This window comes from Methyloligella sp. GL2 (genome assembly GCF_013341275.1).
Lineage (GTDB): Bacteria > Pseudomonadota > Alphaproteobacteria > Rhizobiales > Methyloligellaceae > Methyloligella.
Genome location: NZ_CP054476.1, coordinates 1,074,327 through 1,088,141, shown reverse-complemented (window position 1 = coordinate 1,088,141; position 13,815 = coordinate 1,074,327). Strand labels below are relative to the sequence as shown.

Genomic DNA, 13,815 nt, shown 5'->3' with positions numbered 1-13,815 from the left:
GCTCTCGCCTCAACCTCGGATCACAGCCCCCCGCCCGAGCGACCGGTCAGCCAGTTCGCCACCGTCGCCAGCCGCGAGGTCTTAAGCCCGCCGCCCTTGGCCTCGTTCCGGTCGGCCTGATGGTAGAGCCGGTACATCGAATGGATGCCGAGCCAGCGCAGGGGCTCTCGCTCCCACTTGCGCGGGCGCCGGTTCACCCAGGGAAGACCGGTGCGCTCCGTTTGTCTGTCCAGCACCAGATCCGCCAGGGTTTGTCCGGCAAGGTTCGAGGTGGAAACACCGAGCCCGACATAGCCGCCGGCCCAGGCGATTCCGCTGTCGCAGTCGAGCCCGACCGTGGCGCACCAATCGCGCGGCACGCCTAAGACACCGCACCAGGCATGATCGAGCTTGAGAGCGCGGGTCTGCGGCAGGAGCCGCCACAAGATCTCCTGCAGCTGTGCGATCGTCTCCGCCTGGGTCTGGCCGCGCATATCGGTCTTAGAGCCGAAGCGATAAGGCACCCCGCGCCCGCCAAAGGCGATGCGGTTTCCCGCCGTCCGCTGCGCATAGCAATAAGCATGGGCGGCATCCGCGACCAGCTCATACCCGCCCCAGCCGATCTCCCGCCAAACCGCTTCCGGCACCGGCTCCGTCACCAAGATCGCGCTGTTCAGCGGCACCCATTCGCGCTCATTGCCGGCAATGCCGTGGGTGAAACCTTCGGTGGCGCGCACGATGCGCGGCGCTTTCACCTGCCCCCGGTCTGTCGTCACACAGCCCTTGCCGATCCCGGTGACGGTGGTCTGCTCGTAAATCGTTACCCCCAGCCGCTCGACCGCCTCGGCCAGGCCGCGCACCAGCTTGGCCGGCTGCACCCGCGCAACGTCATGGGTCACCACCGCGCCATGCGCATTCTCAATGCGAATGCGGGCGCTGGCCTCCTCGGCCCCGATTAGCGCAACGCGGCTCTTCGGCACCTCCCAGGCAATCTCTTCCTCGTAGCTCTCGCGCAGCCGCTGCATCTGTGCCGGAGAGCGGGCATAGGTCAGGCAATCGGTGCGCCGGATATCGGCATCGATCCCCTGCTCTTCGGCGACGCGGATCACCTCGTCCACCGTGCCGCGCAGCTGGCGTTCGAAATCGATCACCCCGGCCCGGCTTCCGGTTTCGAGATATTTCTCCCGGCTCCAGGCGAAGCCGCCCGAGCACCAGCCGCCATTGCGGCCCGATGCACCGAACCCGGCGAATTCCTTCTCCACCACGGCAACGCAAAGCGAGGGCTGCGTCTGCTTCAGGTAATAGGCAGTCCAAAGGCCGGTGAAGCCTCCCCCGACAATGCAGACATCCACCGCGAGATCGCCGGGCAGCGGCGGACGATACGCCGGCACGCCCCCCATATCGGCATACCAAAACGAGACCTCGCCGTTCTTCTTCACATCCATCGCGAACCTTCCGCTCACGGAACTGCCGGAGCACCGTTTCCACAATCAAAAAAGCCTGGCGGCCAATGCTCAATGGCATTCGCCGCCAGACCAAACGTGTCTGTCCGATTGTCAGCCTGCTGGGCCGGCCCTGCGGACGCCTTGTCTCAGATCGACCTCGACGCCGCGCCAGCCTCGCGCCTAGTTGTAGCCACCCTTTCCGGCGGGCTTCACCAAGGCAATCGTCACCAGATAATAGACCAGCCCGCCGATCACCGCCGTCGGCAAAGACGCGGTCAGATACTCATAAGGCGAGCGGCTGACATAGGTGAGCGGGTTGAGCAGATAGATATAGGTGACAAAGCCCGCCACCATGCCGGCGATGGCCGCAGGGTTGAGGCCGAACCAGTAATAATAGGGCGCGTCCTCGGACCCATCGTAAAGCCCGCGAACGTCGAGCTTCCGTTTGCGCAGGATCAGGAAGTCGACAATCTGGATCGCACAGAGCGGCGAGAAGAACACGCCGATGAAAGCCAGGAACGATCCGAAATTGTTGAAGAACAGATCCGGCAGGAAGGTGCCGACAATCACCACCGGCACAATACCGAGAAGCAAGGTCACCCACCATGGCAGGCGGCTGATCGCCGGCACGCTCTTCAGCCCGACCGCCGTCGCATAGACGCCGGCAATCGCCGTTCCGAGATTGGCCGCGATCACGAAGGCCAACGCGATGGCGCCATAGAAGCTGCCGCCGAGCTGCACCATCCACATCGAAGGATCGGATGTCTCCAGCGCCAGGATGGCGGCAAGCCCGATAACGCTGAGCAGCGGCACCGGCAGGCCCATGCCGACCATCGACGGCACCGTTGCGGTATGCGCATCGGGCGACACCCGCACCAGAGCGCCGATATACGGCCACCACGACAGCAGGCTGACGATGCCGATCTCGATGCCGGTCACGTAATCCCATTGCGCATCGGAGGCGTAAGCCGGCGTTGCTTCGGAAATCGCCGTCCCCTCGCGGGCGAGCAGCAGCCAGACCATCCAGATGCCGACGCCGACGATGAAGAAGAACAGCACATTGGAGACCCGCGCCACGCCGGACTTGCCCGTCATCAGAACGCCGAAGATGAGGGCGCACGCACCGAGCGTCGCGATCGGCTGCACCAGGGCTTTGCCCTCCTCGCCGATCAAGCCGATTGTCGCCAACAGCTCCCGCAACGAGCTTCCGAAGAAGATGATCAGGATCGAGTTCCAGCCGATGATCGAGATGTATTGCAGGGCAACGGTGATAATCCAGCCGTTGCTGCCAAATTGCGGCCGCGCCGAAACGATGGAATCGATGCCGTATTTCGTGGCAGCCGGAACCACCGCCAAAGCCACGATCAGCATGCCGAACATGGAGCCCGACGTCATCGTGGCGAAGCCCTGCTTCAAGTTGAGGTAGTAGCCGACATATTCGCCGATGACGTAGCACCAGGTGGCGCAAGCGGCGACGAGCAAAACGATGAAGAGCTCGATCCGGCCCCAGTTCCGTTCCGACTTGAGAAGCGGATAGTTGCTTTCATCGGGCGTCTCGCCCGTATGCAATTGCGAGGCTTCTTGCGCCATTACTGCCACCCCCATATCAGAAGCAGAACCGGCCCAACGACACCGGTCGCGATCAGAAATATCCAATCTCCTTTGGTGAAGCCGGCGCCCTGATTTTCAGGCTTTTCCAGCTCCGCAATCCGCCGTTCCAACTCCGGCGGAAAACTCTGTTCAGACATCTTTCCCCAATCCCCTTTTTGCTGTCGTTTGAACCTATCGCCGCCTTATGCGTCTTCTCCCGGATACATTTCTTCGTCCGAATACGGGAACCACCAGAAATCCTGCGCCTCGCAATCCGGATCGATCATTACGGTCTTGGTTGAGCGGAACGTCTCCAGCCCTTCGGGCCCGAGCTGACGCCCCATGCCGCTCATTTTTGTGCCGCCGAACGGGCCGGCATCGTTGTCGAGCAAGGGCGCGTTGACCCACACCATGCCCGCTTCCAGCTCCTCGGCGGCGCGAATGCCTTCGTGGAGATCGGTGGTGTAGATATTGGCACCCAGCCCATATTTGGAATTGTTGGCGAGCTCGACGGCCTCCTCGAAGCTCTTCACCCGGCAGATCGGCGCGATCGGGCCGAAGCTCTCCTGATGGAAGACCCTCATATCCGGCGTGCAATCGACCAGCACGGTCGGCTCGACGAACCAGCCGCGGTTGAATTGCGAGGGACGGCCGCCGCCGGACGCCGGACGGGCGCCCTCTTCGATAGCGTTCTTGAGCAGCGCCTCGTAGCGGTCACGTTCCTTCTGCGAGACCATCGGCCCCATATCGACCTTGTCGAGCCCGTTGCCGACGCGGACCTTCTCGGTCTCCTTCACCAGCGCGTCGACGAAGGCGTCGTGGATATCCTCATGCACATAGTAGCGCTCGGCGGAGACGCAGATCTGCCCGCAATTCATATAGGCGGAGAAGGCAGCGGCCCGCGCAGTCAACTCCAGCGGGGCCGATGGCATCACCAGGAAGGGGTCGTTGCCGGAGGTCTCGATCAAGGACGGCTTCATCAGCCGCCCGCAGCTCTCCGCCACGCTCTGTCCGACAGGGATCGAGCCGGTGAAGGCAACGGCATGGGTGCCGGAATGCTCCACCAGCCGCTTACCGACCTCGGGACCGCCCGAGACGATCTGGAACAGCCCCTTAGGCAAGGGAGAGAAGGCCTCGGCGAAGAGCAGCGTGGTGAGGGTGGTATATTCGGAGGGTTTCACCACCACCGCATTGCCCGTCGCCAAGGCCGCGCCGGCCTCCCATGCAAGCAGCACCATAGGATAGTTGAACGGCATGATGAGTGCCGCGGTGCCGAGGGGAAGCTTCAGCGTATAGTGAAATTGACCGGCCGTTGCCGGGCCCATAACGCGGCCCATATCGCTGCGCGCGATCTCGGCGCTATGGCGGATCGTGTGGGCCGACCAATCGACCTCGTCGAGGGATTCTTTATAGGGCTTGCCCATCTCGCGAGTCAGCGCCTCGGCCAGAAGCGGCTTCAGCTCGATCATCTTATCGGCGACGTGATGCAGGATATGCGCCCGCTCCAGAGCGGCCAGCTTCCACCAGCCCTTCTGGGCCTGGTTGGCGCTCTCCACCGCGGCGTCAATTTCCGCTGCGGGCGTCTCCGGAATTTCACCAATGACCAGCTCGGTCGCCGGATCGATCACATCATAGGCCTCGCTCGCGCCGCTCTTGGCGAAACCGCCATCCATATAGATTTGGCCGCTTACGGCTTTGAGGCGTTCTTGCACTTCCATCACTGTCATCTCTCCCAGAAAGAATCAGGCCCTGATGCGGTCTCCCGCAGGATCGTAAAAAGCTTGCAGCTGAACGTGAGCGCCGTAGCGCTCGCAGGCGACTTCGACCTCGAAGCGCCCTGAATTGAGAAACGCGTCGGTGACGCCCTCGGGACAGCTGACATAGCCCATACCCAACGAGGCCCCGATGCGGTGGCCGTACCCGCCGGAGGTCACCGAACCGACGATCGCGCCGTCGCGCCAGATCGGCTCCTCGTGATAGACCAGCGGCGCATTGCCCCCGCCATCGAGACGGATCTGCACCAGGCGCCGCGTCGGCGTGCCCGCCTCGCGCGCGCGCAGCATCGCATCGCGGCCGATGAAGTCCGGCTTGTCGAAATCGACGGCGAAGGAAAGCCCCGCCTGAAGCGGATTATCCTCTTCCCCGATATCGTGGCCCCAATGGCGATAGCCCTTCTCCATGCGCATGGAGTTGATGGCGAAATAGCCGCCATGGGCGAGGCCGTGATTTGCGCCCTCTTCTATGAGCGCCTCGAACACGTTGGCCGCAAATTCCGTCGGGATCAGAAGCTCCCAACCGAGCTCGCCGACATAGGTGACGCGGCTGGCGCGAACCCGCCCATAGCCGATCTCGATCTCCTTCGACCGGGCGAAGGGAAAGGCGGCGTTCGAGAAGTCTTCGCCGGAGAGCGCCTGAAGCAGGTCCCGCGAGTTCGGTCCCATCAGCCCGAGGATCACCGAGCCGGAGGAGACGTCGAGGGCAAACACTTGGGCTTCCGGATCGAGCCGGCGGCGTAGCCAGGAAAAGTCGCGGGTCTGCGAGCCTGCGATGGTGACGACGAGGAACGATGTCTCCGAAAGCCGCGTGACGGTGACATCGGCTTCGATGCCCCCGCGCTCGTTCAGCCATTGGGTGTAGACCAGCTTGCCGACGGGAACGTCGATATTGGCCGCGCAGATGCGGTTCAGCTCGCGGACGGCATCGCGGCCCTCGACATGGAACTGCGCATAGCAGCTCTGATCGAACAGGGTGACCTTCTCGGCCGTATGGCGGCTCTCATGGGCGGCATTCGGGAACCAGCTCTGCGGCCCGTAGGAATATTCGATGGACGGAGTCTCACCCTCAAACGCGAAGAAGCCCGGCCGCTCATAGCCGGCCGCCTCGGTCATGAAGGCGCCGGCCTCGAGCAGCCGCTCGTGGAACGGGCTGCGCCGCACGCCGCGCGCGGTCTCATATTGCCGGTTCGGCCAATGCATCTGATAGAGCAGGCCGAGCGTCTCCTTGGTGCGGTCGTAGAGATAGCGCTTGTTGGATTGGAACGGCTGCATGCGCCGCACATCCACATCGGCCAGCTCGACCGGGGCATGCCCGTCGCGGATCCATGCGGCCAGCGCCTTGCCCACACCGCCCGAGGAGAGAATGCCGACCGAGTTGAAACCGCAGGCGCAAAACAGGCCCGAAACCTCCGCCGTCTCGCCAAGAAGATAGCGGTCGTCCGGGGTGAAGCTCTCCGGACCGTTGAAGAACAGCTGAATACCGGTCTCGGCCAGAGCCGGCACCCGCGCCACTGCCATCTCCAGCACCGGCTCGAAATGGTCGATGTCCTCGGGCAAAGAATCGAAGCAGAAATCCGCCGGGATGCCGTCCTGCCCCCAGGGCTTGGCCACCGGCTCGAAACAGCCGAGCAGCAGCTTGCCGGCATCTTCCTTGAAATAGGAATATTCGTCCGCCACGAACATCACCGGCAGATCGCGCGACAGTCCGGGCATGGATTCTGTGACGATGTAGAAATGCTCCGCCGCATGAAGCGGCAGCGAGACGCCGATTTCGGCCGCAAAATCCCGGGACCACATGCCGCCTGAGATGACGACCTTCTTGGCGCGGATTTCGCCTTCGTCGAGGACCACCCCTTCGACCTTGCCGTTCTCCACCAGGATGCGCTGGACGGCTGTGTTCTCCAGAATGCGGACGCCTTTCTGGCGCGCACCCTTGGCCATCGCCATGGTGACATCGGCCGGATTGACCTGCCCGTCCTTGGGCATCCAGATCGCGCCGAGAAGATCGTCGGTCTCGGCCAGGGGCCAGCGCTCCTTGACCTCGTCCGGGCTCACCACATGAGCTTCCAGACCGAAATTCCGCGCCATGGAGGCGCCACGCTTCAGCTCCTCGAACCGCGCCTCATTGCTGGCAAGGCGGAGCGAGCCGTTCTGCTTGTAGCCGGTCGCCTGCCCGGTTTCGTCCTCCAGGGACAAAAAAAGCTCGCCGGTATATTTGGCGAGCTCGGTCATGTTGCGGGTGGCGCGAAGCTGGGTGACGAGACCGGCGGCGTGCCAGGTGGTGCCGCAAGTCAGCTGCTTACGCTCGCACAGCACCACATCGGTGATGCCGAGCTTCGCCAAATGATAGGCGATCGAGCAGCCCGCCACGCCACCGCCGACAATGACAACCTCGGCTCGATCCGGAATGCTCATGAAACTCCCCTGGCCAATGCGCAGCAAAATGTGATCTCATGAAATCAGAACATCATGTCTGTGAACTTTCAACTCTATTTTTTCACTTTTCTGAATCCATAGGGGAAATTGTACATTTCGCCCTTCGCAGACCGGGCGCCTCTCTGCTATCGCTGACGTCACATCGACAGGGACCTTTCACCGATGAGCAAGAAGCTTTCGCGGGTATTGCGCCCGTCCAATCTGGCCGGGCTGATCGAAGAACACGAAGAACTCAGGGTTTCCGATTTGCTCGCCATCGACGAGCGGGTGGGCAATGAGATCCGGCTGCTGCGCAAAGCGCGGGACAAGACCATCGCCGAGCTCAGCGAGGCGACGGGCCTTTCCAAGGGCTATCTCAGCCAAGTGGAGCGGGGCATTTCCAGCCCCTCGGTGAACGCGCTCTACGGCATCAGCCGGGCGCTCGGCGTCACCATCAGCTGGTTCTTCCCGCCGGCCTCGGAAGGCGAGGACGAGCTGCGCGATATCGTGGTGCGCGCCGATAAGCGGCGCACCCTCCGTTTCAGCACCGGCATCACCGATGAGCTGCTGTCGCCCAATCTGGGGGGCGAGATCGAGCTCTTACGCTGTACCTTCGAGCCCCATTCGGAGAGCGGCCCGGAGCCTTACACCCATCGCGGCGAAGAGGCCGGCATCGTCGTCTCCGGCACGCTGCATCTGTGGATCGGCGATCAGCATGTGGTGCTGAACAAGGGCGATAGCTTTTCCTTCAAGAGCAACGTTCCCCACCGCTACGCCAACCCGAGCTCCGAAGAGACCGTGGTCATCTGGTCGATCACCCCGCCCTCTTATTGAGGGGGGCATCGGCTGTTACAGAAAATGGCGCTGCCGGTAAGCCATCGGCGTCATGCCGGTATGCGCCTTGAAGACCACGCCGAAGCGGCTCTGGCTTTGAAACCCGACCGAGGTTGCGATCTCGAACACCGTCATGGCGGTGTTGGTCAAAAGCATACGGGCACGCGCGATGCGCAGATCGACCAGCCAGCGATGGGGCGACTTGCCCGTCTCTTTCTTGAACTGACGCGCGAAATGAAATGGGCTCAAGTCCAGAACCGCGCTGAGATCTTCGAGGGTGAGCGGCTCGTGCAGCCGCTCTTGCGCGAAAGATTGGAGCTTCGACAATTGATGACCGGTCAGACCGCCGAGCCGGCGCGGCACATCGCTGCGAACCGAATAATGCCGAAGCAGATGCACAGCTAAAAGCCGCGCGCAGCTCTCCACCCAAAGCCCCTCTGCAAGCGGCGTGTTGCGCGCCTCGCTCTGCATCATTTGCGCAAAATGCCAGATCGTCTCGTCGACGAAGGCAAAGCTATCGTCCAGCATCCCCTCGCCGATCCCCTCGCGGCGGGCAATCCCGCAAAGAAAATCCGGATCGATGAACAGCTGGAATTCCTCGGTCGGCTCGCTCCAGCGCCAAGCATTGGAGCTGTTCGCCGGCATCAGCAGACACGTGCCGGGGCGGAAGTCGCCTTGCACCTTCTTGCCGTCGAGCTTGCGCTCCACGAACAGGCTGCCGGCGAGGGTCACCGAGAGATAATGCGACCCAACCGGCGGCGCGATGAACTCATGCGGGCGCTCCGGATAGCTGAAATGCCCCATAATCACCGGACTGCGCTGGCCGACGCCGAACGCAGTGACCGGGCTGCCGCCCAAATGGTTGATCCATTCTTGGGGCTGCGCAGGCTGAGGCGTGATGGTCATCATCGTAGGCTCCGCGAGAAACGATCCGCCTTTATCTCACGCTTTCCCGCGTCTTCAAATATTCACCGATCGGAGCCTCAGCCGAAACAACAACTAGCGAATGAAGTTGTCGACGAAATCCGCGCCAATCCCGACCTTCTCGTAATGCTTTCGGGCAAAGTCGATCAGCTGAAAATTGTCTTCCACGCTGACGACGTTGTCCTGCTCGTCCACATAGAGGGTCGGACCGCCGATATAGAAGAACGAGATCATCTCGTCGTCGTCGTCCACCGTCAGGGTATGCACCTCGCCCGGCGGCTCGTAGACATAAGCGCCCTGCTCGGCGATCCAGCTATGTTCCAGATAGCGCCAGCGGCCCTTCAGCACCAACCCGTGCACCACGTTGGGATGCTTGTGACGGCTGAGCACGCCGCCGCGGCGAACCCGCAGCATCTCGCAATGCGAGCCGTTGGTCATGTCGAAGAACAGCGGCCGAAACCAGACATTCGGCTCAAGCTCCACCCACATGCGCTCGTCATTAGGGTCGTAGACGGCAAGCTCCGGCCGCATGCCGAGAACCGCCAGAGCGGGATCGGGAGTGTCCGATCCCAGGAATGCGCTGACGTCGAAATTTGCGGTCATTCTCGTTCTCCCAGTTTTAGAAAGTCGTCTCAGGCGCTCGGGACCGCCCGATCAGCAACGCAGGTATATTTGCCGCGATGGAACACCAGCGGATCCCGATCCGGCGCCGCGATCATGCGTTTGACATGACCGATAACGATCACGTGGTCACCAGCCTCGAATTCATTCCACAGCGCACATTCGAAGGCGGCCAGCGCACCGGTGATCAGCGGCTGCTGCAGGCTCCCTTTGTGCCATCCGATGCCGGCGAACTTGTCCTCCTGGGCGGTCGCGAAATGCGTCGACAACTCAGCCTGCTTCCTGTGCAACGCGTTGACGCTGAACGATCCGCTATCCCTCAGATGCGCAAGCGAAGGCGATTGCGCACGAAGATTGAAGGCGACCAGCGGTGGCGAAAGGCTGAGCGATGTGAAGGAGCTAACCGTGAAGCCTTGCGGCCGGCCATCGCTGCTGGTGGTGCACACCACGGCCACGCCGGCCGGCAGCTGTCCCATCACGTCGCGCAAGTGACGCGCATTGCCGGGATCGTATTCGATTGGCTTCGTCATCGCCTTAAGCCGCTCCGGCGGTTTCCGCAGCCGCTTCGCGCAGCTCGGCCGTAAGCTTATCGGCCAGCGCCCTCTTGCCGGCATCGTCGAGCTTTGAGATCTCGGAGTTGAGCAGGCCTTCATTGACCCGCTGGTTCCACCAATCGACCGCTTCGGACCCCAGCAGAGCCCAACGCCCGACCAGCTGGCGCGACACCTCGTTACTCGGCCCCATGACCCAGCCGGCCTTGGAGTCGCGCGCCACGCGCTCGATCTCCAGATGCTTGGAATAGCCGGCCCCGCCGAACAGATGCAGCATCTTGTCGGAGACGTCGTTGGCGTGACGGCAGGCCAGCTCTTTCAGCATGAAGCACCACGGCGCATAAGGCGTGCGCGGCATGGCTTTCGGATCGCGCTCATGCAGCGTCCAGTCGCCATTCTCGGTGACGGCATCGAGCTGCCGGGCCAGCGAATAGGCCATCAGCCGGCACGCCTCCACGTCGTTCAGCGAGCCGCCGAACACGTCATGCGTGGTCGGATAATCGGCGACGCTCTGGGAAAACTGCGCGTGCTTGCGCTTCGTCGTGTAGTCCTTGGCAAGATCGAGCGCCGCCAGGCTGATGCCGTTATAGAGGCCGCCATAGGCCACCATCGCCACCGGATCGATCGCCTCGTCATTCGAGGCCGCCCCATCGCCGGGCGGGCCGATCATGCGGTCGGCCGGCAGCTCCACATCGATCTTCACCGGGCCGGATTTGGTGCCGCGCATCCCCATGGCGTTCCAGCCATCGGGCGCGCCCTGCAGCTCCTCGTCCATCAGCAGGAACACCGACAGGTTGGAATAATCGCCGTCGAAGTTCGGGCTGGTGGTCTGGGTGATCATCCATTTGGCGTAGCCGCTAGAGGTCGTAAACGAGCTCTTCTTGACGACGTGCCACCCCTTCTCGGTCTTCTCCACATTGGAGATTTTCGGGAACCAGAAATGTCCGCCGGTCTCCGGATCGGTATAGGAGGCCGAGCCGATCAGCACGTCGCGATCCAAGCGGCTGAGGATGTCTTGCGCCGCGGCGTTGCCGCCGGCCCGGAACAGCAGGCCGGCGACCCCGGCGAGATGCATCATGTAGATCACCGACGTCGACGGGCAGCCATAGCGGGCGAGCGTCTCCAGCAGCATCACGGCACCGACATGGTTCTCGCCGCGCCCGTTGTATTTTTTGGGAACGATGGCACCGAGCAGATTGAGCTTGGCCAGCGCCTCGATGCTGGCCCAGGGATATTCCCCGGTCTGATCCGATTTGATCGCTTGCGGCCGAATTACCGCCTCGCAAGTCTCGATCAGCTCCGCCCGCAAGCCTTTCTGCTCTTCGGTGAGGAACCAATCCGGATCGAATTCTGCGCTCAATCCGCCTGCCGTGACGCTCTTCTTTCCGGGTTCAGTTTGCATGTGCTCGCTCTCGTGTTGAAACCAGCGAGAACACTTGCCGAAATGTGGAGGAACGTCTCTCTGCTTCTTGCGCCCTCTCACCGATTCTTGCGCTTGGGAGGCGCCAAGCATTGATCTCGCCGCGCGGCTACGACGCCGGCCAAACGCGATCAGCCAGCCCTTGCGGGCTCAAGCGAAGCGAATTGTCAGGAAAGGAAGATGGCGCCCCGTAGGGGAATCGAACCCCTGTTTCCGGCGTGAGAGGCCGGCGTCCTAGGCCTCTAGACGAACGGGGCGTCGAGGGCCTTGATGACAAGAGCGACACCTATAGTGGTGCGCTTCGCCCCGATCAAGGCCTATTCGCGCCATTTGCCGGCGGTCCGTCTTTTCCGGCCCGCTGCTGGGCCGGACCGCCCACCTCGCAAAGGTTGAAGGCGGAGTTGATCAGCCCCAGATGCGAGAAGGCTTGCGGGAAATTTCCCACCAGCCGCTTGGCAACCTGATCGTATTCCTCCGACAGAAGACCGAGATCGTTGCGCAAATCGAGCAGCCGGTCGAACAGCGCCTCGGCATCCTTGGTGCGGTTGCACAGGGCATAGGCGTCCGCCAGCCAATAGCTGCAGGCCAGAAACGCCCCTTCCCGGCCGCCGACGCCGTCATCGGTATTGGAGGTGGAATAGCGCAGCACCAGCCCGTCGCGGATCAGCTCCTTCTCGATTGCCGCGATGGTGCCGACCACACGCGGATCTTCCGGCGGCAGGAAGCCGACCTGCGGCATCAGCAGCAGCGCCGCATCCAGCGTCTTGCCGCCGTAATACTGGGTGAAGCTGTTCAGCCCGCTATCGAACCCCTTCTCGCAGATCTCCTTGTGGATCGCATCGCGCGTCTCCCGCCAGGAGGCAACCGGCCCCTCCAGCTTGAAGCGTTCCGCGCTCTCCACCGCCCGGTCGAACGCCACCCAGCACATCATGCGCGAATGGGTGAAGGCGCGCGGCTCGCCCCGCACCTCCCAAATGCCGCGGCCGAGATTTTGCCAATTCGACTGCAGGTGCTGCAGCAGCACCTTCTCCATTTCCCAGGCTTCGTGCTCCGGCGGCAGCAAGGCGCAGCGCGCGCCGTACAGCATGTCCATCAGCTCGCCGAACACGTCGAGCTGGGTCTGGTTGGCGGCCGCATTGCCGACCCGCACCGGCGCGCTCTTGTCGTAGCCCGGCAGCCAGGGCAGCTCGTATTCCGGCAGCGAACGCTCGCCGGCAATGCCATACATGATCTGCAATTGCTGCGGGTCGCCGGCAGTGGCGCGCAGCAGCCATTTCCGCCAGGCCGTGGCCTCTTCCCGGTAGCCGCCATTCAACAGCGCATAAAGCGTCAGCGAGGAATCCCGCACCCAGGTGAAGCGGTAGTCCCAATTGCGCGACCCGCCCAGCGTCTCCGGCAGCGAGGTGGTCGGTGCCGCCACGATCCCGCCGGTCGGCTCGTAGGTAAGAAGCTTCAAAGTGATCAGCGAGCGCTTCACCGCTCCGCGCCACCTCTCCTTGATGTGCTCGAAACGCCCGTGCTTCACCCAGTTCTCCCACCACGCCACGGTGTGAGTCAGGGTCTCGTGCCGGTCGGGCACGAAGCTCGGACGCTTATAGGTCGGGTGGTAGGACAGCGTCATCGGCACGCTCTCGCCTTCACGCACCGTGAAGTGCGACAGCGTGCGCATATTCTTGCCTTCGAGCGGAACGTGGGTATGCAGCTCCACCGCATCGGGCCCGGCCACCGCGTGCAGCCCGTAATCGCGCTGCTGCACCCAAGGCACGGCCTGGCCGTAACCGAAGCGCAGCACCAGCTCCATGGTCATCTCGACCTTGCCCGAGACGCCGCTGACGATGCGGTTCACCGCGACCTTCTCCGGATCGTCGGTCAGCGGCATGAAATCGGTGAGGGTGACAACGCCGGTCTTGGTCTCGAACCTTGTCTCCAGCACTGCGGTGTCGGGCAGATAGCGCCTTGTGACGGTGGCCTTGTCCTTGGGCGCGATCTTCCAGAAACCGTTCTCCTCATCGCCCATCAATCTGGCGAAGCAGGCGGGCGAATCGAAACGCGGCAGGCACAGCCAGTCGATGGATCCCTCGCGGGAGACCAGCGCAGACGAGATCGTATTGCCGATCAGCGCATAATCTTCGATCCGCAAGCTCATGAGGCCGTCCGTTATCGTGCTGAAGGGTTGAGACGCAGCCGGCAAGCCGCAAGCCGCCCTGATTGCAAACACGAACCTGCGTCAGGCCAAGCGCAACCGGCCAGGCCTAGAGTAT

General features: G+C 62.7%; 11 protein-coding genes and 1 tRNA gene. 1 reads left to right on the top strand and 11 read right to left on the bottom strand.

The window, feature by feature from the left end:
- Positions 1-20 precede the first annotated feature (20 nt).
- The 5 genes from HT051_RS05150 to HT051_RS05130 form a co-directional block, all read right to left on the bottom strand.
- On the bottom strand, positions 21-1,424 hold the full coding sequence (locus HT051_RS05150; RefSeq protein WP_174541042.1) for an FAD-binding oxidoreductase: 1,404 nt from the start codon (positions 1,422-1,424) through the stop codon (positions 21-23).
- Positions 1,425-1,604: 180 nt separating this feature from the next.
- Positions 1,605-3,014 carry a cytosine permease gene (locus HT051_RS05145; protein WP_174541041.1) on the bottom strand — a complete coding sequence of 470 codons (1,410 nt, stop codon included), beginning with the start codon at positions 3,012-3,014 and terminating at the stop codon, positions 1,605-1,607.
- On the bottom strand, positions 3,014-3,172 hold the full coding sequence (locus tag HT051_RS05140; RefSeq protein WP_174541040.1) for a hypothetical protein: 159 nt from the start codon (positions 3,170-3,172) through the stop codon (positions 3,014-3,016). Before HT051_RS05140 ends, HT051_RS05145 begins: the two co-directional genes overlap by 1 nt.
- A gap of 45 nt (positions 3,173-3,217) precedes the next feature.
- Positions 3,218-4,732, bottom strand: a complete 1,515-nt coding sequence (locus HT051_RS05135) for an aldehyde dehydrogenase (RefSeq protein WP_174541039.1) — start codon at positions 4,730-4,732, stop codon at positions 3,218-3,220.
- Between the two features lie 24 nt (positions 4,733-4,756).
- Positions 4,757-7,204: an FAD-dependent oxidoreductase gene (locus tag HT051_RS05130; protein ID WP_174541038.1), complete on the bottom strand. Its 2,448-nt coding sequence runs from the start codon at positions 7,202-7,204 to the stop codon at positions 4,757-4,759.
- A 183-nt stretch (positions 7,205-7,387) separates the two neighbouring features.
- Here HT051_RS05130 and HT051_RS05125 point away from each other — a divergent pair, with 183 nt between their 5' ends.
- Positions 7,388-8,038, top strand: coding sequence for a helix-turn-helix domain-containing protein (locus HT051_RS05125; protein ID WP_174541037.1), 651 nt, complete (start codon positions 7,388-7,390; stop codon positions 8,036-8,038).
- Between the two features lie 15 nt (positions 8,039-8,053).
- Here HT051_RS05125 and HT051_RS05120 read toward each other — a convergent pair whose 3' ends face one another.
- The 6 genes from HT051_RS05120 to HT051_RS05095 form a co-directional block, all read right to left on the bottom strand.
- On the bottom strand, positions 8,054-8,947 hold the full coding sequence (locus HT051_RS05120; RefSeq protein WP_174541036.1) for a helix-turn-helix domain-containing protein: 894 nt from the start codon (positions 8,945-8,947) through the stop codon (positions 8,054-8,056).
- A 90-nt stretch (positions 8,948-9,037) separates the two neighbouring features.
- On the bottom strand, positions 9,038-9,565 hold the full coding sequence (locus tag HT051_RS05115) for a 2,4'-dihydroxyacetophenone dioxygenase family protein (protein ID WP_174541035.1): 528 nt from the start codon (positions 9,563-9,565) through the stop codon (positions 9,038-9,040).
- A gap of 29 nt (positions 9,566-9,594) precedes the next feature.
- Positions 9,595-10,113 carry a flavin reductase family protein gene (locus HT051_RS05110; protein ID WP_174541034.1) on the bottom strand — a complete coding sequence of 173 codons (519 nt, stop codon included), beginning with the start codon at positions 10,111-10,113 and terminating at the stop codon, positions 9,595-9,597.
- Between the two features lie 4 nt (positions 10,114-10,117).
- A complete protein-coding gene (locus HT051_RS05105) occupies positions 10,118-11,494 on the bottom strand; it encodes an acyl-CoA dehydrogenase family protein (RefSeq protein WP_246810182.1) in 1,377 nt (458 codons plus the stop codon).
- 241 nt (positions 11,495-11,735) lie between these two features.
- Positions 11,736-11,811: transfer RNA gene (locus HT051_RS05100), tRNA-Glu, on the bottom strand.
- A gap of 53 nt (positions 11,812-11,864) precedes the next feature.
- Positions 11,865-13,700: a glycoside hydrolase family 15 protein gene (locus tag HT051_RS05095; RefSeq protein WP_174541032.1), complete on the bottom strand. Its 1,836-nt coding sequence runs from the start codon at positions 13,698-13,700 to the stop codon at positions 11,865-11,867.
- Between the last annotated feature and the right edge of the window lie 115 nt (positions 13,701-13,815).

Coding starts and splice junctions, on each gene's coding strand:
- HT051_RS05150 (WP_174541042.1), bottom strand. CDS start 1,424: ATGGATGTGAAGAAGAACGGCGAGGTCTCGTTTTGGTATGCCGATATG.
- HT051_RS05145 (WP_174541041.1), bottom strand. CDS start 3,014: ATGGCGCAAGAAGCCTCGCAATTGCATACGGGCGAGACGCCCGATGAA.
- HT051_RS05140 (WP_174541040.1), bottom strand. CDS start 3,172: ATGTCTGAACAGAGTTTTCCGCCGGAGTTGGAACGGCGGATTGCGGAG.
- HT051_RS05135 (WP_174541039.1), bottom strand. CDS start 4,732: ATGGAAGTGCAAGAACGCCTCAAAGCCGTAAGCGGCCAAATCTATATG.
- HT051_RS05130 (WP_174541038.1), bottom strand. CDS start 7,204: ATGAGCATTCCGGATCGAGCCGAGGTTGTCATTGTCGGCGGTGGCGTG.
- HT051_RS05125 (WP_174541037.1), top strand. CDS start 7,388: ATGAGCAAGAAGCTTTCGCGGGTATTGCGCCCGTCCAATCTGGCCGGG.
- HT051_RS05120 (WP_174541036.1), bottom strand. CDS start 8,947: ATGATGACCATCACGCCTCAGCCTGCGCAGCCCCAAGAATGGATCAAC.
- HT051_RS05115 (WP_174541035.1), bottom strand. CDS start 9,565: ATGACCGCAAATTTCGACGTCAGCGCATTCCTGGGATCGGACACTCCC.
- HT051_RS05110 (WP_174541034.1), bottom strand. CDS start 10,113: ATGACGAAGCCAATCGAATACGATCCCGGCAATGCGCGTCACTTGCGC.
- HT051_RS05095 (WP_174541032.1), bottom strand. CDS start 13,700: ATGAGCTTGCGGATCGAAGATTATGCGCTGATCGGCAATACGATCTCG.